The organism is Pantoea sp. SGAir0430 (assembly GCF_043549295.1).
Genome location: NZ_CP039427.1, coordinates 2,853,461 through 2,874,073, shown reverse-complemented (window position 1 = coordinate 2,874,073; position 20,613 = coordinate 2,853,461). Strand labels below are relative to the sequence as shown.

Genomic DNA, 20,613 nt, shown 5'->3' with positions numbered 1-20,613 from the left:
GTTAATGAGCTCGTGGAGGCAGATGCGGTTCGAGTAACTGTAGCAGACGCTGCAGTGCGCCCTGATTCTGGTGCAGCACGTCTACCGCGTGGCGGCCATAGTAGCGGCGATAATCGTCATCCTGCAGCAGGTTCGCCACTTCTTTTTCCAACGACACCACATCAGTAACGGTAATCAGCCCTTCCGCCTGTTGCAGACGGGCGCAGATATCTTTGAAGTTCCAGATGTGCGGGCCCATCAGCACCGGAATGGCGTGCGCAGCGGGCTCGAGCGGATTATGGCCGCCGCGCTCCACCAGGCTGCCGCCAACAAAGGCCAGATCGGCGATGCCGTACAGCAGCATCAGTTCGCCCATGGTATCGCCAATCACCACCTGCGTGGCGCTGGAGGGAATCTCGCCGCTGCTGCGCAGGGTAAAGCTGAAGCCGCGTTTTTGCGTCAGGTTGCAGGCATCTTTAAAGCGTTCCGGATGGCGCGGCACCAGAATCAGCAGCAGATCCGGGAACTGTTGCAGCAGGCGGCGATGGGCGTCGAGCACGATGGCCTCTTCGCCTTCGTGCGTGCTGGTGGCGATCCACACCGGCCGGCGCGATGCCCACTGGCGGCGCAGTGTCACCGCGCGTGCCGCCAGCTCCGGCGTAACGGAGATATCAAACTTAAGACTGCCGGTCACGGCCAGGTGCGAGCGCTTCAGGCCAAGGCTGAGGAAACGATCGCCGTCCTCAACGTTCTGCGCGGCGATCAGCGTAATGCGCTGCAGCAGGTCACGCATGAAACCGCCGAGCTTTTTATAACCTCTGGCGGAGCGTTCAGACAGGCGCGCATTGGCAATCACCAGCGGAATCTGGCGCTGATGCAGAATGCGAATGATGTTCGGCCACAGCTCGGTTTCCATGATAATCACCAGCCGCGGGTCGACGGTATCGAGGAAACGGTTGATTGAACCGGGCAAATCGTACGGCAGATAGACGTGGTGCACGTCTTTGCCAAACGCCGACTGGGCGCGCTCGGAGCCGGTGGGCGTCATGGTGGTCACGGTAATGGGCAGCGTCGGATAGCGATGACGCAACGCGCGCACCAGCGGTACGGCGGCGAGCGTTTCACCGACCGAAACCGAGTGCAGCACAATGCCGTGCGGCGCCACTTTACCGCTGCAGTAGCCGTAGCGCTCCGCCCAGCGTTTGCGATAGGCCGGTGCTTTTCGACCGCGCAGCCACAGGCGCAGCCAGATCAGTGGCTGAATCAGATAAAGCAGGGCTGTATAGAGAGTCGTCATAGTTAAGGTTACGACCAGTTCGCGTCAAAAAACACAGGAAAGGCGGCATGTTAACAGAAACTGACCGCCTGCTCATACCACTTCGTCAACGGGTTTGCAGGACGTGCTGATAAAGCGAAGTCAGTGCCTGCGCCAGTCTCTGTGGACCATAAGGTTCAATTTTGCGACGTGCGGCTTCGCCCAGCGCCGGATTGAGCGAAAGTGCGGGCGTTGCGATTACCGCTTCGTTTAACGCTTTGATATCCAACGCATCGCAGACAAAACCCTGTTCACCGTTGGTGATAAATTCTGCGCCGCCGCAGCCGGTGCTGGTAATGATTGCCAGCCCGCAGGCCATCGCCTCCAGCACCACATTGGGGAACGGATCGTACAGGGTTGGCAACAGCAGCGCATCGGCGGCGTGATAAAACGGCTGAACGTCCTGCTGCACGCCCGCAAAGCGCAGGCGGTCAAGACAGTTAAGCTGGTTCGCCAGCTGCTGATAGCGCGCCAGCTGTTTGTCCTGGCCGACCACCACCAGGTAGCGATCGCTATTAGCGACCGCTTCGATAGCGGCCTTTAGCCCTTTGCGTTCGAAGCCGGAGCCGACGTAGATCATCACCGTGGCGTCCTGCGGCAGGTTGAGTCGCTGACGCGCGGCGTGACGCAGCGTATCGCTGGCAGGCTGAAAACGCTGGCTATCAATGGCGTTGTGAATCACGTGGATTTTGCTGGCATCCAGCGCGAAGTGGCGCAAAATATCCTGCTTCACCATGTGCGAATTACAGATCACCGCTTTCAGCGAGGGCGCGTTGAACATCTCCGCTTCCGCCTGCAGCACATAGCGATGGTACGGGCTCAGGCTGGCGCTCAGCCGCTGCCACGGCGAAACAATGCGCGCGCGCTGCTCCAGCCATACGCGATGCACACCGTCGCCGGCGCGGAAAATATCGCAGCCGGCGATGCGCTCGTGGCTCTGTACGATATCGAATTTTTCCCGCTCCCAGCAGGCGCGCGCCGCGCGGGCAAAGCCGCGTTCACGCGAGATGCGGCCGAACTTTGCCGGATTGCAAATGTGCAGGTGCCAGGCCGGGTTCGGCGTGCCCTGCCAGCTGCGGGTAATGATGTTGAGATCGAGCTGCTCGCCGTCCAGCGCTTCCAGCGCGCGTGAGATAAAGCGCTCGGCACCGCCGTCCGGCCGGTATTTCTGCCGGACAATCGCCAGCCGTAACTTAGTCATGCAAAAGGCTCCTGGCGGCGTCAAGCACATCCTCAACCGGGATGGCAGACAGATAGCGCTGCTCGGTATTGGTATTGATCGAATCCGGTGACGGCAGCGGCGCATAGTCGCCCGCCCAGATAACGCGGTTATTGTCGCCCCACGGGCGCCAGTGCTGCAGCTTGGTCGGGCCGAACAGCGCCAGGCACGGCGTCTGCAGCGCCGCGGCCATGTGCATCGGTGCGGAATCAACGCCAATAAACAGCTGTGCCGCGTCGATCAGCGCCGCCAGCTGCGGCAGCGAGAGCTGGCCCGCCAGCGACACCACGTTCGGCGTGCGGCACAGCGACTGGATATGGGCGATCATCGCCAGCTCTTTCTGATCGGGCGCGGCGGTCAGCACCACGCTGCGACCATCAGCGGCCAGCGCATCAATCAGCTGCGCCACCTTTTCATCTTCCCAGCACTTAAAAACCCAGCGCGAGGTGGGCTGCAGCACCACAAACGGGCCGGTAATCGACTGCTGAGCGAGGACATCCTGCACTTTTTGCTGGTCGGCGGCGCTGAAATGCATGGAGGCTGTCGCCCCGGCGGTGGGAATGCCGAGCGGCTGCAGCGCCGTCATGTTTTGTTCCACGGTGTGCAGCTGATGGTGACGGTCGGTGGAAACCAGCTGGTTATGGCACCAGCGCCAGAACGCGTTGTCGCGCTTGCGGTAGGCAAAGCCAATGCGAACCGGCGCACCGGACAGGCCGGTAATAATGGCGCTGCGCCACTGGTCGGCCAGATTAATCACCACATCGTAATGGCAGGCGCGCGCCGCCCGCACCAGCGCGACCTCATGGCGAAACTTCTGCCAGCCGCCTTCCTTTTTCCAGTTGCGATCGATGATATGCAGCTGACGGATCGCCGGATGCGCTTCCAGCATCGGGCGCGTCTCTTTATACAGCAGCACATCAATGTTGGCCTGCGGATAGCGCTGGCGCAGCGCATTGATGGCAGGCGTGGTCAGCAGCATATCGCCATGATGACGCAGCTTTATCAGCAAAATATTTTGCGGTGCAAAGTGGGCTGGAATCGGGCTTGCCATACTCAAATCATCTCAAAATTCAGTGAGCTGATTGTAGGGCAAACCCTGGAGGGGTTAAAGCCGCGGCGGGCGCTTATTTATTGCGCCAGCGATAAATGCGGCTCAGCCACAGCAGCAGCTGATACCACTGACGCGCGCCGCGCGCATTGCGCAGCATGCGTTTGTGCGTCTGGCTGCTAAACAGATCGGCGATCATCGCCTGGCGCGCTGCGGCGTCCGGTTCGCGCCGGATAGCGTGGCACACGCTGAGCGCTTCGCGGGTAATCTGCGCGTGGAAGCTCGGGTAAATCTTCACCTTGTGACGATAGCGCGTGTTGATCTCTTCCAGCATGCGCGCGATTTTCAGGTAGTGACGCTGATAGTCGACATTGTGCTGGCCGGTGCGCTTGCGGTTGCTGATCGACGCATCGTGCATGTAGTAGCGATACAGCACCCGATCGGTGTAGCGCACGCGTTTAACGTTGAGCATGAACTCAGTGGTCCACGGGATGTCCTGATGATGCAGACCGGGTTCAAACTGCAGATTAAGCTGTTCGATCAACTCACGACGGTAAATACCGAGCCACACGACGTGCAGGTAACGCCGGGTTTTCAGCGCCTTGTTGAGCCACTCCGGCCCGCTTAATACGCCAGTGCTGGTGAGGCGATCCCGCGGAATCATCGGCTTAGTTGTCTGGCTGGCCTTGAAAAACCACTCGGCGTTGCACTGCGCAGCGTCCAGCCGATCGCGCTCCGCCATGTCGACCAGCGTCTGGTACATCGCCGGGTCCATGGTGTCGTCAGCGTCGGGAAAGCTGACGTATTTACCCCGCGCCACGGCCAGCCCGGCATTGCGCGCACGCGACACGCCACCGTTCGGCTGATGAATCACCTGGATATGTGGGTACTGCTGCGCCAGCGCGTCGGCGCGCTCGCCGGAGCCGTCGGTGGAGCCATCGTCAACAATGATGATCTCCAGCGACGTCAGGGTTTGCGCCAGCAATGCATTGATACAGCCGGTAAAGTCAGCACCAGCGTTAAACATCGGGATAATGAGACTGAGTAGCGGGGATGAGCTATCGGGCTGCGCTGTCATGTTCTTCGTTGTTCCGTCGCGCCAGGCGCTGCTGCTGCCGGGTGCGGATAAAATCATGGATATCATTTAGCTTGCGTTCATCCAGCTCGAACAGCTGTTCAACCGGATGGGCAAATTTGTATTGCGCAGCGAACACAAACGAAGAGGGCGCGATGTGGTTCGGGCCAATTAAGAGCACGTCACCCAGCGGCCTTTGCTCCTCTACGCAGCAGGGACCATAAATTAAAATCACCGGTACCTGTTGCGCGTCGGCAATATACACATTGCCGGAATCCGAGGCGATATAGAAATCCATCTCGTTAATGGCGGCAGGCAGCGCCTCGAGCGGAATTTTACCTACCAGACTCACCAGATTGTTTCGCTGACCGGCAACTTTAAACAACTCCTGAACGCGTGATTGTTCATTCGGTGCGCCGAAAGCAAAAAAAGTGCAGGGGAGATCGCTCAGGTGGTCGAAAAGCCGACACCAGATTAACGGCGGAATGGTTTTGGCCTGATTCCCTGCCGTTACGCTAATACCAATACGGATGCCCGGCGCCTGAGTAATTTCCGCTGGCAGGGTTTCCGGTTGCCACAGTGGCAGGGTGGCATGTTTGGGATAACTCTCTTTGGTAAAAGAGCAATCGGCCAGTTTCAGGTAATTTTCCAGCGTTAAGGTATTTTTCTCGTGATAAACCACGCCGCTGGCCGTTAAATAAAACAGGCCCTGATAGCCTTTGCGCCGATAGCTGGAAAGAAATTGTTTGTTGCTGGCATTGCAGCAGGCGGCAATAAATAAATTGAGATTGGTGGGATGCAGCAAATAAATATTGTCGTAGCGATTGAGCAGCTGCCACACCAGTTTTATTTTTTTCATCAAACCGGAGCGGTGATCTTCGATATACCAGATGTGCTCCAGCGTGGCGTCACGTTCAGCCAGCGGGGCGACACTATAGCTCAGCAGGGCATCGCTTTTTCCCAGGTGGGATAATAACGGCGTGATATTAATATAGTCGCCAATTTTAGCGGTCTGTATCACCAGATTTTTACCGGTGCGGCCATGAACAAACTTCATCACCCATTTGACCGGCGAAAAAAGAATAAACAGTAGTACGTACGTCAAGTAGTCATCCCCATGATTCGGTCACACCGTCATGGGGGACCTGTTAACCTGAAACGTGCTGCGTGGTTGAAAATGACGTCTCCGCCACCTGAATAAGCTGCAGGTATTGCTGGCAAACAACGCTCAAACTATAAATGCTTAAGTCCAGATGTTGCAACCTGGGGGGAGTTGTATAAATTTCTCGCATTTTTTCTGCCAGCGATGTTGCATTCATCTCTGCCAGACCGCGTGACAGTTCGCCGGTGAGGATCGAAACAGGACCGCCCGGACAGCGCGTACTGACCACCGGGGTGCCGCAGCTCAGGGCTTCGACCAGCACATTACCAAAACCTTCACTGTCGGAGCTGACCACCAGCAGGCGCGCGTGCCGTATCCAGGGATAAGGATTGCGCTGAAAACCCTCGAAGCGTACGCGCTCCGCAATGCCAGAATTCTGCGCCTGCTCACGCAATTTTTGCGTTATTTTTTCGCTTCCCTGTCCCAGCAAAACCAGCGGCGCGGTGATGCCACTCAGGGCATAGGCTTCGAGCAGGCGGTCATGGCGTTTGGTTTCATGGAAGCGTCCCACGTGCACCAGGAAATCGGTGCCGGCTAACGGGCAGGGTTCAGCGGCCAGCCGGGCGAGGCTGTCAAAATCGAAAGGATTGGCGATCACTTTGGCCTGGCGAGGCTGTACGCCAATGTTTTGCACCATATCGTCGATGACGTACTGCGAAACCCCGACGATTTGGCGATCCTGATAAACATGACGGATTTTCAGCCGCTTCAGCCACAGCGAGAAGCCGGTTTTACGTGCCAGATACGAAGCAGAAAACACGCCGTGCAGACAAAACCAGGTCCTGTCTCCATCGAGAGCAGGCGTTTGCCTGACAATGCGGTCAGTTTTATGCAGATGAGAGAGGATCAGATCAAATTTGCCGTGCCGCGCTTCACTGTCGCGCACCGCACGATCCAGCAGGCGCGCGCGGCGCCATGTTTCTGTCAGCTTGCGCCACGGGTGGTTACAGCGATCAAGAATCACCTGGTAATCCACGCCAGCCGGAATAGGGTAATCACATACCTTCCGCAATGAGAAGATCGAAACCTGGTGTCCCTGACTGAGGAAGCCCCCCGCCAGAGTCAGTACGACTTTTTCGGCGCCGCCGCCCGGCAGGCCATCAATCACCATTAAAATGCGTTTCGACAAAATTTTTTACCCCTACATGCCAGTCTGCTGTAAAGACTTAGCTGCTATCATTCCCGGTGCTATCAGGACTTAATATAAGAAAATTCAATTAATTATTTTTATGGCCAGGTAATTTTACACGAACGTGCGCTCGGTTAATTGCTAAAATTCAGGCCAGTGAAGAGTTTAAATTATTCTAGTTTAACTAATCTTATACCGCTATCGACTTCCCCCTGAACGAGCATGGGAAAAGTTTGCGCCCGTCAGGAGCGTTGCGTACCATAGCGATTATAACACTGTAATTCACCGGATAAGTTATGGAAAAACCTGCCTTTTTAATTACCCTTGATACCGAAGGGGATAACCTGTGGCGCAATCGCAGCGGCAAGGTCACTACCCATAACGTCCGGTTTTTACCGCGCTTCCAGGCGCTGTGTGAGAAATACGGTTTTAAACCGACCTGGCTGACTAACTATGAGATGGCCAGTGACCCGGCTTATGTCGAGTTCGGGCGCGATCTGCTGGCGCGCGGTCAGGGCGAAATCGGTATGCATTTACATGCCTGGTACAGTCCACCTGAATATGCGCTGACCGACGATGAGTGGCGTTACCAACCTTATCTGATCGAATATCCGGAAAACGTCCTGCGCGATAAAGTCGCCTTTATGACCGAGCTGCTGGAGAACGCTTTTCAGCGTAAAATGACCAGCCACCGCGCCGGCCGCTGGGCATTTAATGAAGTGTACGCCCGCGCCCTGATCGATCAGGGCTATCTGGTTGACTGCTCGGTTACGCCGCGCGTGAGCTGGCGTAATGCGCAGGGTGCACCGCAGGGACAGGGCGGAACAGATTACAGCCATTTCCCCGATCGCGCTTATTTCCTTGATGAACAGGATATTTCCAGGCCGGGAGACAGCCCGCTGCTGGAACTGCCAATGAGCATTCAGTATCGCTATGGCGCGTTCACCAATCAGCTCAAACAAGTGTGGAATGGCATCCGCGGCAGACAGCGGGGACCTTCGGTGAACTGGCTGCGTCCGGTGGGGGGAAATCTGGCCCAGATGAAACAGGTGGCAGAACAGACGCTCGCACAGGGCAACGACTATGTGGAGTTCATGCTGCATTCATCCGAGTTTATGCCAGATGGCAGCCCCACGTTTAAAACGGAGGCTGATATTGAACGCCTGTATGACGATCTGGAAGGTCTGTTCAGCTGGCTGGCGACCCGGACGCAGGGCATGACGCTCACGGAGTTTGCCCTGCTGAAGCAACAGCAGCGCTAAGCCGCCCAATCGCGTTATAGCGCGATCTCAGCCAGCATGGCCATCACGTCGTCAGGCTGAATGTCTGCCATGCTGCTGCCCTGAGCGGGCCGTAACGCATGCTGATTCCTGCCGTAGCCACCAATCAGACCCGGGTCAGTCGGGCCGAACAGGGTGATGTTGGGGCGATCCAGCGCGGCGGTCAGATGGCTCAAACCGGTATCCACCGAGACCACCGCACGGGCGCCCGCCAGCTGCTGCGCCACCTGCTCCAGCGTTAGCTTCGGCAACACCTCTGCGTGATCAAACCCTGCTGCCAGCCGCTGCGCGCGCTGATGCTCGTGTTCGGCGCCCCACGGCAGCCTGACGCGCAGGCCAGTGGGCTGAACCCGCGCGATGAGCTGACGCCAGTGATCTTCCGGCCAGTGTTTGTTGTCGCGCGTTGTGGCGTGCAGAAACACCAGGTACGGTTGGCCATCCTGCGGTTGTGCCGCGAGAAAATGACCGGCAATGGCATAGTCGCCCTGCGTGGCCGGTTTTTCATAGCCCAGACTTTTCGCGAACAGTTCGCGCGTGCGTTCCACGGCGTGCTGCTGCTTGCCAATCTCATGACGCTTGTCATACCACCAGCTGGCGAACGGTTCGCGTGCGCTGCGGCTGTCCTGACCATGTTTGATGCCTTTGGCGAGGCGCGTCACCAGCGCGGCGCTTTTAATCAGCCCCTGGGCATCAATCACCACGTCGTACTGACGTGACTGCAGCTCGCGTTTGAATTGCACGCGCTCTTCGCGCTGCTGGCTGCCAAACCAGTGTTTGCGCCAGCGACGAATCGCCACCGGCAGGACTTTGTCAACGGCCGGATGCCAGCCGGGGATCTGCGCAAAATTCTCTTCCACCACCCAGTCGAAGCGAATGCCGGGAATCGCCTGCATCGCGTCGGTCAGCGCCGGCAACGTGTGCAGCACATCACCCATCGACGAGGTTTTAACAATCAAAACGTGCATGGTTACTCCTGCACCGGATGCAGTAACTCGTTGAGTTCCTGATGCACGCGTGCCGGTTGAATATCAATCAGGCTCTGGTGATAGCCCTCTGCGGCATCGCCTTTGCGCACTTTGTGGTAGCCGGTAATCAGGCGAATGATGCGCGCCTGATGGGACAGCGGCGGCGTGAAGTCCGGGCTGCTCGGGCCATACAGCGCCACCAGCGGCCGGTTGAGCGCGGCGGCAATGTGCATCAGTCCGGAATCATTGCTGACGACCGCAGCACAGTGGGCGATCAGAATCACCGCCTGCTCCAGCTGCGTTTCGCCCGCCAGATTGCGGCAGTGCGCGCGTGCCGTGTCCGGCAGCGCCTGCAGGATCGCCTCGCCGGTTTCCCGATCTTTAGCCGAGCCGAACAGCAGCACCTGATAGCCTTCAGCAATCAGCTGTTCCGCCAGCGCGGCGTAGTGATAGTGTGGCCAGCGCTTCGCGGGACCAAACTCAGCGCCGGGGCAGAAGCCGATGGCCGGGCGATCGGCCGACAGCGCAAACTGCGCTGCGGTCATGCGTTTTTCATCGTCGTCGACGCGCAGCTGCGGCCACAGCAGCGGCTGCGGCAACTGTGCTGCCGACGTAACCGGCTGGTCATAGCCCAGCGCCACATAGCGCTCCACCATTAAGGGAAACGCGGCTTTGTCCAGCACCCGCACGTCATTCAGCACGCCATAGCGCATTTCACCGCGCCAGCCGATGCGGCGTTTGATGCCGGCAAAAAACGGCACCAGCGCCGATTTAAACGAGTTTGGCAGCACATAGGCGCGATCGTAACCGCTGGCCCGCAGCGCTTTGCCCAGGCGACGCCGCTCACCCAGCGCCAGCGCACCGTGGCCAAGCGGCATCGCCAGCGCCTGATTCACTTCCGGCATGCGTGACAGCAGCGGCCGGCACCAGGCCGGCGCCATCACATCAATTACCGCCTCAGGGTGCGCCTGTTTCAGCGTGCGATAGAGACTTTGCGACATCATCATATCGCCGACCCAGGAGGGGCCAATAACCAGAATTTTCATCGCCGGTGCCGGTTTCCTTATGCGTGACGGTTCAGCCAGGCCATGTATTCGCCCACGCCCTGCGCAACGGTTTTAAACGGTTTGTCATAGCCCGCGGCGCGCAGTTTGCTGAGATCCGCCTGCGTAAAGGCCTGGTAGCGCCCTTTCAGTTTGTCCGGGAACGGGATGTATTCGATCTGGCCTTGCTGGTGGAACTTCAGCACCGCATCCGCCACTTCCTGGAAAGATTCGGCGCGGCCGGTACCACAGTTATAGATGCCGGATACGCCGTTTTCCCAGCACCACAGATTGACCGCCACCACATCATCGACGTGGATGAAGTCACGACGGAAGCTGTCGCTGCCCTCGAACAGCTTAGGATTTTCACCGTTGCTGATTTGCGTATTGAGGTGGAACGCGACGCTCGCCATGCTGCCTTTATGGCCTTCACGCGGCCCGTACACGTTGAAATAGCGGAAGCCGCACACTGGTGAATCCGCTTCCGGCAGAATCTGGCGGACATAGTGGTCGAACAGCATTTTTGAGTAGCCGTACACGTTGAGCGGCTGCTCGTACTGGCGCTCTTCAATGAAGTTCTCGTTACGCCCGCCGTAGGTGGCGGCCGATGAGGCATACAGGAACGGAATTTCACGTTCGAGGCAGAAGTGCAGCAGATCTTTTGAGTACTGATAGTTGTTGTCCATCATGTACTTACCGTCCCACTCGGTGGTGGCTGAACAGGCACCTTCATGGAACACCGCTTCAATCGGACCCAGATCTTCACCCGACATGATGTAGGTGAGGAACTCCTCTTTATCCATATAATCCGCGATGTCCAGATCCGCGAGGTTCACGAACTTGGTGCCATCTTTCAGATTATCCACCACCAGGATGTCGGTGTGACCGCGATCGTTGAGCGCTTTCACAATGTTGCTGCCAATCATGCCCGCGCCGCCGGTTACGATAATCATATGCTTTGCCTTTAAACAGTTGGGGTGAAACAGGAGGTTTCACGCACGAATACCTAACATCATAACATTTCAGCCCGATGCGGACAGCCAGATGACGCCGATCGCGCTGCACAAATCCTGCGCGCCGCGTGAACTATGCTGCAAAACGGAGATTTCCCTGGCTGAATTGTCGTCCATTCGCTTTTCGATCAGTAATATGTGCCAAAATTTTGCTATCTGAGGAGCAGAATCATGTCCGATCAGTTCTATTCACAAATCCGGCAACAGCTTGAGACAACGCGGCAGGACGGATTGTTCAAACAGGAGCGCACCCTGACCTCGGCGCAGCAGGCGGAAATCAACGTCGCCAATAGCCCGCCGGTGATCAACTTCTGCGCCAATAACTATCTCGGCCTTGCGAACCATCCGGCGCTGATTCAGGCCGCCAAAGACGGTATGGATACGCATGGTTTCGGCATGGCGTCGGTGCGTTTTATCTGCGGCACGCAGGACAGCCATCAGCTGCTGGAGCGCCGGCTGGCGGAGTTCCTCGGCATGGAAGAAGCTATCCTGTTCTCCTCATGCTTCGACGCCAACGGCGGGCTGTTTGAGACCCTGCTGGGCGCGGAAGACGCGATTATCTCGGATGCGCTCAACCATGCGTCGATCATCGACGGCATCCGCCTGTGCAAAGCTCAGCGCTATCGTTACGCCAACAATGATATGGCTGAGCTGCGCGCGCGCCTGCAGGAGGCCCGCGACAAGGGCGCGCGCCACCTGCTGATTGCCACCGACGGCGTGTTCTCCATGGATGGCGTGATCGCTAACCTGCAGGGCATTTGCGACCTGGCCGATGAGTTTAATGCGCTGGTGATGGTGGATGACTCGCACGCGGTGGGCTTTGTCGGCGCAAGCGGACGCGGCACGCATGAATACTGCGGCGTGATGGATCGCGTGGATATCCTGACCGGCACGCTGGGTAAAGCGCTGGGTGGTGCGTCCGGCGGTTACGTGGCGGCAAAACGCGAGGTGGTTGAATGGCTGCGTCAGCGCTCGCGCCCTTATCTGTTCTCTAACTCGCTGGCACCGGCGATTGTTGCCGCGTCGCTGCGCGTGCTGGATCTGCTGAACGAAGGCGATGGGCTGCGGCAGCGGCTGTGGGAAAACGCCCGCTTCTTCCGGGAAAAAATGACCGCCGCGGGCTTTACGCTGGCCGGTGCCGATCACGCCATCATTCCGGTGATGCTGGGCGATGCCAAAGTGGCGCAGCAGTTTGCCAGCCTGCTCCAGCAGGAGGGCATCTACGTTACCGGCTTCTTCTATCCGGTGGTGCCACAGGGCCAGGCGCGCATTCGCACGCAGATTTCTGCCGGCCACACTCAGGCGCAGCTGGAGCACGCGGTGGCGGCCTTCACGCGCATCGGACAACAGTTAGGGGTTATCACTGCAGGAGCCAACGGATGAAAGCACTGGCTAAACTGAAAGCGGAAGAGGGGATCTGGATGGTGCACGACGCGCCGGTGCCGGAGCCCGGTCATAACGATCTGCTGATTAAAATCCGCAAAACCGCCATTTGCGGCACCGATGTGCATATCTATAACTGGGACGACTGGTCACGCAAAACCATTCCGGTGCCAATGATCACCGGCCACGAATACGTGGGCGAAGTGGTCGGTATCGGTCAGGAAGTGAAGGGTTTCGCCATTGGCGATCGCGTATCGGGTGAAGGTCACATCACCTGTGGCCACTGCCGCAACTGTCGCGCCGGCCGTACCCATTTATGCCGTAATACCGTGGGTGTCGGGGTTAATCGTCAGGGCTGCTTCGCTGAATATCTGGTGATCCCGGCGTTTAACGCGTTCAAAATTCCCAACAATATTTCCGACGAGCTGGCGGCGATTTTCGATCCGTTCGGTAACGCGGTGCATACCGCGCTCTCGTTTGATCTGGTAGGTGAAGACGTGCTGATCTCCGGTGCCGGACCGATTGGCATTATGGCGGCAGCGGTGTGTAAACACGTCGGCGCGCGGAATGTGGTGATCACTGACATCAATGAGTACCGCCTCGGGCTGGCGCGTGAAATGGGCGTGACGCGTGCGGTCAACGTGGCGCAGCAGAATCTGCGCGAGGTGATGACGGAACTGGGGATGACCGAAGGCTTTGATGTCGGACTGGAGATGTCCGGCGCGCCGCCGGCGTTTCGTACCATGCTGGAGACCATGAATCACGGCGGACGCATTGCACTGCTGGGCATTCCGCCGGGTGAGATGTCGATTGACTGGAATCAGGTTATCTTTAAGGGGCTGTTTATCAAGGGGATTTACGGCCGTGAGATGTTTGAAACCTGGTACAAAATGGCCGCGCTGATTCAGTCCGGCCTCGATCTGACGCCGATCATCACGCATCGCTATCACATCGACGACTTCCAGCAGGGCTTCGACGAGATGCGTTCCGGGCGTTCAGGCAAAGTGGTGCTGAGCTGGGATTAAACGACACACCGGCCTGCGGGCCGGTGACGCTCAGGATTGCTGTTTTTCCGCATCGGTCAGGTAACGCACCTTACGCGTGTAATCCTGGCCCTTAAAGCTCAGCGGCTGGTGCGGATCCTGCAAATATTTTTGCCATTCACTTAAGGGAAAGCCGCCATGCGCGCCAATCACCTGCGGTGGAATCACGGCCGACTGACCACCAATGCGTTTCGACACCGGCCAGTTAGCCCATTCGCCCAGATTGACCGTGCGGAGATCCAGCAGGTCGAGCAGGGCAGCGAGCGGTAGCTGATCGGTTGGCGGCTGGTCGTCGTTCATCAATTCCCAGGTATCATTAAATAACGTCAGCCACAGCGGACAAATACGCTGCCATGTGCGACGGGAGGCCGCCAGATAGGCGCCATTCACGTGATCCTGCAAATAAGGGCGAACGGTGTGGTGGTAATAGGCCGGAATATGTTCTTCTGGCGCGCCGGCCAGTTTGGCGATCATCTTGCCCTGACGGAAGCTGCTGTACAGATGATGCTCACGCATCGCAATATCCGGCGTTTTTAATAAATTGAGATCGGAATCGATCATCAATATACCTTCACCGGTCGCCTGCAAGGGGGCCTGAAGTTTAATCAGGCGGCTGCGGTAGATCTGTTTATAGCGGTAGTTTTCTTCACGAAACGGCACCTCCAGCGTCACCACACGCACTCGTGCCGGCAGCGGCGGAAAAGCGCTGGAAGGCTGATCGCTGACGATGACAATTTCGCTGATGGTGTCGGCGCAGCGGCTGGCAAAATAAGCGCTGAGCACCGCTTCTTCAATGTAATCAGCGCCGGTACAGGGGATGACGACGGAACTGACGGCAATTGTGCCCTGCGCATCCGCCTGCGTGGCGGGAATGTTGTGGCGCGAGAGAATATAGCGACGGTGTTTATTTAAAAAATCAAACATGCTTTTCTCTCTCCATGACGTTTTCCAGAATGTTTTCCACGCCCGACACGTAATGTTCAATGCTGTAGCGCTCGCGCACCCGGGCGGCGGCGGCGGCGATTAAACGCTGGCGCAATGCAGTATCCTGCCACAGCGCGCTAAGATGCTGGCTAAGCTGTTGCGTATTGCCATAGTCAAACAGTAAACCGGTCTCGCCGTGTTGAATTAATTCCGACGTACCGACGACATTCGAACCTATCACCGCCGTATTCACCAGCATCGCTTCCAGCACCACGCGCGGCAGCCCTTCACTGGCTGAGGCGAGAATAAACGTATCGAATGCCGCCAGATAATCCAGTGCATTATTTTGAAAGCCGGTAAAAATAACCTGCGCGGCAATCCCCTCTTTTTGCGCCAGCTGCTGTAAGTGCTGCTGCTCCGGGCCGGCACCGACGATCACCATTTTCCATTTAGCGGCAGGATGCGCGCGGCTGAATTCACCTAACGCCTGCAAAATATGATGATTGGATTTACGCGCAATCAGGGAACCGATGGAGCCGAAAATAAAGGTATCGGCGGGATAATCAAAGCGCTGACGCACCGCCTCACGCACCGGCAGCGGCTGATGAATATCGATAGCGTTGGATACGGTAAAGCAGCGCTGCGCATCAACACCGCTTTCGCTCAGGGTGCGGTGTACGCCCTGTGACACGGCAATCACCGCATCACAATGCCGATTAATCATGTTGACCAGCGCATTATTGAGTAATGGATCAATGCGGCAGTGCTGAATTAACGCCACGTGAGTCTGTTCAGCGGCGAGATAGCCTTCAACGTTGGTGCTGGGCTGATTATTCATGTACAGCGCATCATAGCCACCGTCGCGTAAAATCGTCGCGATTTGGCGGGCGTTAGGCTGCATGCGCCACTGGCGATCGATGCGGTCGATGGCGTTTTTTTTCACCGCGCGGTTAAAAAACAGCAGGGTGCGCAGCAACTCTTTGGTGATTTTTGCCCAGAGCGGCTGGCGACGCTGCGCAATAAATGTCACCGGGATGCCGATCGCGTCTAATACCGAGGCAATCGTCTCCTGATTGCCACGCGCATAATTCTGATAAAAACAGCAGGTGATAGCGAAACGCTGGCGATCAATGCGCTTGAGTAATTCCAGCATGCTGTTGGTACCGCCGCCCCATTCGCGCCCGGTATCCAGCAGCAGAATTTTCTTTCTGGTTGACGTCATCTGTTCCGATATCCTTGCGCGGAAAAGGTGTGGCGTTAAATAAGGCGCAGCATGCTGCGCCTGATAATCAGAATAGCTGTTTAAGCGACTGCACGAGTGGACTGCCGGTAATGCTCTCTGTCACCATCTCCACCGCACGACTCTGCGGTACGGCAGGCAGCGGCTGTGCAGGCTTACACACGCCCGGCGCACGGAATACCGGGGTGCGCGGTTTCACCGGCGTGCTGGCCGGCGGCGTAGTACCCTGGCGCAGCGGTTCGTTGAGCAACTGGCTGGGGCGGATGAGGGTGATATCGCCCGGTAGCGTCGGCAACATCTGCTGCAACACCCGTACCGTGGTGGGATGCGGATGGCCAATGGCGATAGCGTAGCCATCACGCTGTGCCAGCTTCACTGCGCGGGTGAACTGGGTGCGAATCGCCGCTTCATTCTGGCTGTCGTCGAGGAATACGCGCCGCTTCAGGACTTTGACCTGCGTGCCCTGCGCGGCCGGGACCGACTGGCTGTTGCCAATGGTCATGCTATCGAGGAAGTAGTAGTTGTAGTGATTAAGCACCTGCATCACTTTCTGCATGCCGGGCAGGCTGGAGGTCATTTTGCTGCCCATATGGTTGTTCAGGCCAACCGCATACGGCACTTTGTTGCTGGCTTCACGCACGATGCGCGCGATCTCTTCGCTGCTCATCTCCGGCGTTAGCGTGTCCTTCTCCAGCGGCTGTTTGCTCAGCGGCGCCATCGGCAGGTGAATCAGCACTTCATGACCGCCCTGATGCGCTTTGGTTGCCATATCACGCGCATGAGGCGCGTTGGGTAGCACCGCCACAGAAATCGCGGCGGGCATCTGCAGCACTTTATTCTCTTCAGCCGGGCGGTAGCCGAAGTCGTCAATGACGATAGCCAGTTTTCCCGCATGGGCGGCAAAGGTGAAAAACAGCCCGCACAGGGCGGCGCTAAGCTTTTGGGACTGAAACAACACTTATCTTCCTAACCACGGCAGTGGGTTGACGGCCTGTCCCTGACGACGAATTTCAAAGTAGAGCGAGGGCGTACCGCGGCCGCCGCTGGTGCCCACGAGGGCGATAGGCTGTCCTGCCTTCACCTGCGCACCGACGCTCACCAAGGCGCTCTGATTGTAGCCATAAAGGCTCATATCGCCTTTACCGTGTTCGACGACCACAACCAGGCCGTAGCCTTGCAGCCAGTCGGCCATCAGCACGCGACCATCAGCAATGGCTTTGACTTCAGTGCCTTCCGGCGCATCAATCACCAGACCTTTCCAGCGCAGTTCGCCCTGCATTGCTTCACCAAAGCGATGTTCAATGCGACCGCGCACTGGCCAGATAGCCTGTCCGCCCGGCCGGCCAAGGCCGCCGGTGCGCGCCATCAGCTCGCGCTCGCTTTGCGTAGGGGAATAGCTGGAGCCTTTGGCTTTTGCCTGGGCCTGACGCTGGCGCACTTTTTCCGCCTCGCGCGCTTCGCGTTGCGCCCGTTCGCGCGCCTCACGTTCGGCTTTGGCAATTTTGTCCTGCAGGCGGCTTTCGTTCTGGCGCATCTCGACCAGATCGGCTTGGTCTTTCTCCAGCGCGCTCTCCAGCGCGGACAGCGTTTTCTTGCGTGCGGCGCTGGCGGTTTCCAGCTTGTTCTGTTGCGTCTGCTGCTGGGCTAACAGCGACTTTTGCTGCTCCTGCTTTCCCTGCAGCGCCTGACGCTGCTGCGCCAGTTCCTGCTGAGTCTGCTTAAGCTCATCGATGTTTTTCTGCCGGGCGGCATTGAGATAGCCAAAATAGGCCAGAATGCGTTCGCTGCGCTGTGCTTCTTCACCGCCGAGCAGCAGCTGTACGCCGTTGTGCTGGCCCTGACGAAACGCGGCATCCAGCTGCTGCGCCAGCAGTTTTTCCTGCTGCGCCTGCTGCTTTTCCAGCCGGGCAATCGCGGCGGTGGTTTGAGCGATTTCGCCGTTCAGCGCGCTCAGGCTGTTGCGGGTTTCACGCAGCTGGCGACTGGCCTGGGCAATCACTTTTTCCTGACTCTGCAGCTGATCCAGCAGCTTACTGCGCTGCAGCTTCTGCGCTTTAACGCTTTTCTCTTTTTCGGCGATGTCCTGCTGAATGGACTTTAGCTGCGTTTTGCTGTCATCGGCGCTATGCGCGGCGACGGGCAACAGCAACGCACCCGCACAAAGCAGGCTGAGGGAGATATCGGACCAGCGAAATGACAACGGAGATGCCGGGTCGTTGTAACGGGTCCTTGTGTGTGTAACGGTCGCTTTTCCCTTCATAGTCGATAATTATTCCACGATGAACAGCCGCTTACCAGTTATCCCGGCCGGGTTTTGCTTTACGAAAGATGTCGGCCACAGCTTACCGGGATAAAGATTGTCTCAATTTTGCGATTAGAACACTTTTTTTGGAAAATGACGCACAAATCGTAACTCTGCCCGCTTCGCGACTGTACATGCGAAGTGGCGCAGGTATACTCAGAACCCTTGTTTTAGCTTATTAGCCCCGGTCTGGAGTCGTTACCCCTCATGCAAGAAATTATGCAGTTTGCAAGCAATCACCCCATCCTTAGTCTGGCATGGGTCGCTTTACTTATTCTAGTGATTGTAACCACCGTTAAAGGTATGTTCTCTAAGGTAAAAACCATCAGCCGTGGTGAAGCAACCCACCTGATCAACAAAGAGGACGCGGTGGTGGTAGACGTTCGTTCACGCGACGACTATCGCAAAGGACACATTTCAGGGGCTATTAACATCGCCGCAGCCGATATCAAAAAAGGCAGCTTCGGCGAGCTGGAAAAGCACAAGTCGCAGCCCATAATTGTGGTATGTGCCACCGGCCAGAGCGCCGCAGAACCGGCAGCCACCCTCAGCGCAGCGGGTTTTGACAAAGTGACCGTGCTGAAAGATGGTGTGAGCGGCTGGAGTGGCGAAAACCTGCCGCTGGTTCGCGGTAAATAACTTCCTGAGGTATCACCGCATGGCTAATGTTGAGATTTACACCAAAGTGACGTGTCCTTACTGCCACCGGGCGAAGGCGTTGCTGGATCAAAAAGGCGTGTCATACCAGGAGATTCCCATTGATGGGGACGCGGTAAAGCGCGAAGAGATGATCAAACGCAGCGGCCGCACCACGGTGCCACAGATCTTTATTGACGCGCAGCACATTGGCGGCTGTGACGATCTCTACGCGCTGGACGGGCGTCAGGGACTCGATCCCTTACTCCGCGCATAATATTTTCGACCGACAATTTTCACTTAAAGGATTCAGTAACATGTCAGAGCATAGCAGCAACGAAATGCAGTTCCAGATTCAACGCGTTTACACCAAAGACGTCTCATTTGAAGCGCCAAACGCACCTCAGGTTTTCCAGAAAGAGTGGGAACCGGAAGTGAAGCTGGATCTGGACACCGCCTCTTCTCAGCTGGCGGATGAAGTGTATGAAGTCGTGCTGCGCGTTACTGTCACCGCCACCGTGGGCGAAGACACCGCGTTCCTGTGCGAAGTACAGCAGGCCGGTATCTTCACCATCAGCGGTATCGAAGGCACGCAGATGGCACATTGCCTCGGCGCTTACTGCCCGAACATTCTGTTCCCGTATGCGCGTGAATGTGTCACCAGCCTGGTGTCACGCGGTACCTTCCCTCAGCTCAATCTGGCGCCGGTCAACTTTGATGCGCTGTTCATGAATTATCTGCAGCAGCAGGGTGAAGGCGAAGCGCCACGTCAGGATGCCTGATGACTACACTCAACGCTTCGATTAGCGTCATCGGTGCCGGCTCGTACGGCACCGCACTGGCCATTACGCTGGCCCGTAATGGCCATCCGGTGCTGCTGTGGGGCCACAATCCGCAAAGCGTGGCGCAGCTGCAGGCTGACCGATGCAATACCGCTTTCCTGCCCGATGTTCCTTTCCCCGATAATCTCGTTCCTGAAGCCGATCTGGCCCGCGTCGTCAGCGCCAGCCGCGATCTGCTGGTGGTAGTGCCAAGCCATGTGTTCGGCGACGTGCTGATGCAGCTCAAACCGCTGCTGCGTGCCCACTCACGCATTGTCTGGGCGACCAAAGGACTGGAAAAAGAGACCGGACGGCTGCTGCAGGATGTGGCGCGCGAAATCCTCGGCGACAGCATTCCGCTGGCGGTGATTTCCGGCCCGACCTTTGCCAAAGAGCTGGCGGCCGGTTTGCCGACGGCGATTGCGCTGGCGGCTACTGACGCGCAGTTTGCCGACGATCTGCAGCAAAAGCTGCACTGCGGCAAAAGCTTCCGCGTTTACAACAATCCGGACTTCATCGGCGTGCAGCTGGGCGGCGCAGTGAAAAACGTCATTGCGATTGGTGCCGGGATCTCCGACGGCATTGGCTTTGGCGCCAACGCGCGTACGGCACTCATCACCCGCGGTCTGGCGGAGATGAGCCGTCTTGGTGCTGCGCTGGGTGCCGATCCAACGACATTTATGGGCATGGCGGGTCTTGGCGATCTGGTGCTGACCTGTACCGATAATCAGTCGCGAAACCGCCGTTTCGGCATGATGCTGGGGCAGGGCGAAAGCGTGGATGAGGCGCAACGCATTATCGGACAAGTTGTAGAAGGCTACAGAAACACGAAAGAAGTCAAGGCGTTAGCTGCTAGTGTGGGCGTGGAAATGCCAATAACCGAGCAAATTTATCAGGTATTATATTGCGAAAAATCGGCGCGAGAGGCAGCATTGAGCCTGCTTGGTCGTACAAGGAAGGACGAGAACAGCCAAAGCTAAAGCAGGACGCTTAAGCATTATCACCTGTAGCGCCTAATCGGGCGCTTTTTTATCGG

General features: G+C 57.5%; 20 protein-coding genes. 7 read left to right on the top strand and 13 right to left on the bottom strand.

Annotation, left to right across the window (positions count from 1 at the left end; translation table 11 throughout):
• Position 1: 1 nt before the first annotated feature.
• The 6 genes from waaA to E7738_RS13575 form a co-directional block, all read right to left on the bottom strand.
• Positions 2 to 1,276, bottom strand: coding sequence for a lipid IV(A) 3-deoxy-D-manno-octulosonic acid transferase (waaA, locus tag E7738_RS13600; RefSeq protein WP_021507071.1), 1,275 nt, complete (start codon positions 1,274 to 1,276; stop codon positions 2 to 4).
• 85 nt (positions 1,277 to 1,361) lie between these two features.
• Positions 1,362 to 2,495: a glycosyltransferase family 4 protein gene (locus E7738_RS13595; RefSeq protein WP_215480752.1), complete on the bottom strand. Its 1,134-nt coding sequence runs from the start codon at positions 2,493 to 2,495 to the stop codon at positions 1,362 to 1,364.
• Positions 2,488 to 3,564 carry a putative lipopolysaccharide heptosyltransferase III gene (rfaQ, locus tag E7738_RS13590; RefSeq protein ID WP_394515712.1) on the bottom strand — a complete coding sequence of 359 codons (1,077 nt, stop codon included), beginning with the start codon at positions 3,562 to 3,564 and terminating at the stop codon, positions 2,488 to 2,490. The genes E7738_RS13595 and rfaQ overlap by 8 nt, the downstream gene beginning before the upstream one ends.
• A gap of 73 nt (positions 3,565 to 3,637) precedes the next feature.
• Entirely contained in the window at positions 3,638 to 4,588 is a 951-nt protein-coding gene (locus tag E7738_RS13585) for a glycosyltransferase (protein ID WP_241798873.1), read from the bottom strand.
• 31 nt (positions 4,589 to 4,619) lie between these two features.
• Positions 4,620 to 5,741, bottom strand: coding sequence for a glycosyltransferase family 9 protein (locus E7738_RS13580; protein WP_394515711.1), 1,122 nt, complete (start codon positions 5,739 to 5,741; stop codon positions 4,620 to 4,622).
• A gap of 43 nt (positions 5,742 to 5,784) precedes the next feature.
• Complete coding sequence (locus tag E7738_RS13575; protein ID WP_058759422.1) at positions 5,785 to 6,909, bottom strand: glycosyltransferase; 1,125 nt, start codon at positions 6,907 to 6,909, stop codon at positions 5,785 to 5,787.
• A gap of 314 nt (positions 6,910 to 7,223) precedes the next feature.
• Here E7738_RS13575 and E7738_RS13570 point away from each other — a divergent pair, with 314 nt between their 5' ends.
• Positions 7,224 to 8,189, top strand: a complete 966-nt coding sequence (locus E7738_RS13570; RefSeq protein ID WP_394515710.1) for a polysaccharide deacetylase family protein — start codon at positions 7,224 to 7,226, stop codon at positions 8,187 to 8,189.
• 14 nt (positions 8,190 to 8,203) lie between these two features.
• Here the strand turns inward: E7738_RS13570 and rfaC are convergent, their stop codons facing one another.
• From rfaC to rfaD, 3 genes are read right to left on the bottom strand one after another with little or no spacing between them, the layout of a single operon-like run.
• Positions 8,204 to 9,172 (bottom strand): lipopolysaccharide heptosyltransferase RfaC, encoded by a 969-nt coding sequence (gene rfaC / locus E7738_RS13565; RefSeq protein ID WP_132466116.1) that lies wholly within the window; start codon positions 9,170 to 9,172, stop codon positions 8,204 to 8,206.
• Between the two features lie 2 nt (positions 9,173 to 9,174).
• The gene (gene rfaF, locus E7738_RS13560) at positions 9,175 to 10,218 is read right to left on the bottom strand and encodes an ADP-heptose--LPS heptosyltransferase RfaF (protein WP_132466113.1); all 1,044 of its coding nucleotides are present in this window, start codon (positions 10,216 to 10,218) and stop codon (positions 9,175 to 9,177) included.
• Between the two features lie 17 nt (positions 10,219 to 10,235).
• A complete protein-coding gene (rfaD, locus tag E7738_RS13555; protein WP_021507062.1) occupies positions 10,236 to 11,168 on the bottom strand; it encodes an ADP-glyceromanno-heptose 6-epimerase in 933 nt (310 codons plus the stop codon).
• 231 nt (positions 11,169 to 11,399) lie between these two features.
• On the opposite strand from rfaD, the gene E7738_RS13550 reads away from it, so the two are divergent.
• Positions 11,400 to 12,611 (top strand): glycine C-acetyltransferase, encoded by a 1,212-nt coding sequence (locus E7738_RS13550; RefSeq protein WP_058771026.1) that lies wholly within the window; start codon positions 11,400 to 11,402, stop codon positions 12,609 to 12,611.
• A complete protein-coding gene (gene tdh, locus E7738_RS13545) occupies positions 12,608 to 13,636 on the top strand; it encodes an L-threonine 3-dehydrogenase (protein WP_215480754.1) in 1,029 nt (342 codons plus the stop codon). Before E7738_RS13550 ends, tdh begins: the two co-directional genes overlap by 4 nt.
• Before the next feature lie 30 nt (positions 13,637 to 13,666).
• Here the strand turns inward: tdh and E7738_RS13540 are convergent, their stop codons facing one another.
• The 4 genes from E7738_RS13540 to envC all read right to left on the bottom strand — a co-directional run bounded on the left by E7738_RS13540 (position 13,667) and on the right by envC (position 18,078).
• Entirely contained in the window at positions 13,667 to 14,578 is a 912-nt protein-coding gene (locus E7738_RS13540; protein WP_058775481.1) for a hypothetical protein, read from the bottom strand.
• The gene (locus tag E7738_RS13535) at positions 14,571 to 15,800 is read right to left on the bottom strand and encodes a glycosyltransferase (protein ID WP_394515709.1); all 1,230 of its coding nucleotides are present in this window, start codon (positions 15,798 to 15,800) and stop codon (positions 14,571 to 14,573) included. Before E7738_RS13535 ends, E7738_RS13540 begins: the two co-directional genes overlap by 8 nt.
• 67 nt (positions 15,801 to 15,867) lie before the next feature.
• Positions 15,868 to 16,776 (bottom strand): divergent polysaccharide deacetylase family protein, encoded by a 909-nt coding sequence (locus tag E7738_RS13530; protein ID WP_394515708.1) that lies wholly within the window; start codon positions 16,774 to 16,776, stop codon positions 15,868 to 15,870.
• Positions 16,777 to 18,078 (bottom strand): murein hydrolase activator EnvC, encoded by a 1,302-nt coding sequence (gene envC / locus E7738_RS13525; RefSeq protein ID WP_031279626.1) that lies wholly within the window; start codon positions 18,076 to 18,078, stop codon positions 16,777 to 16,779.
• Positions 18,079 to 18,327: 249 nt separating this feature from the next.
• Here envC and E7738_RS13520 point away from each other — a divergent pair, with 249 nt between their 5' ends.
• The 4 genes from E7738_RS13520 to gpsA are packed head-to-tail and all read left to right on the top strand — an operon-like array spanning position 18,328 to position 20,557.
• Positions 18,328 to 18,759, top strand: a complete 432-nt coding sequence (locus E7738_RS13520; RefSeq protein WP_058759412.1) for a rhodanese-like domain-containing protein — start codon at positions 18,328 to 18,330, stop codon at positions 18,757 to 18,759.
• Between the two features lie 19 nt (positions 18,760 to 18,778).
• Positions 18,779 to 19,033: a glutaredoxin 3 gene (gene grxC / locus E7738_RS13515; protein ID WP_010616518.1), complete on the top strand. Its 255-nt coding sequence runs from the start codon at positions 18,779 to 18,781 to the stop codon at positions 19,031 to 19,033.
• A gap of 40 nt (positions 19,034 to 19,073) precedes the next feature.
• Positions 19,074 to 19,538: a protein-export chaperone SecB gene (gene secB, locus E7738_RS13510; RefSeq protein ID WP_021507054.1), complete on the top strand. Its 465-nt coding sequence runs from the start codon at positions 19,074 to 19,076 to the stop codon at positions 19,536 to 19,538.
• Positions 19,538 to 20,557, top strand: a complete 1,020-nt coding sequence (gpsA, locus tag E7738_RS13505) for an NAD(P)H-dependent glycerol-3-phosphate dehydrogenase (protein ID WP_262256650.1) — start codon at positions 19,538 to 19,540, stop codon at positions 20,555 to 20,557. Before secB ends, gpsA begins: the two co-directional genes overlap by 1 nt.
• The last annotated feature ends 56 nt before the right edge of the window (positions 20,558 to 20,613 follow it).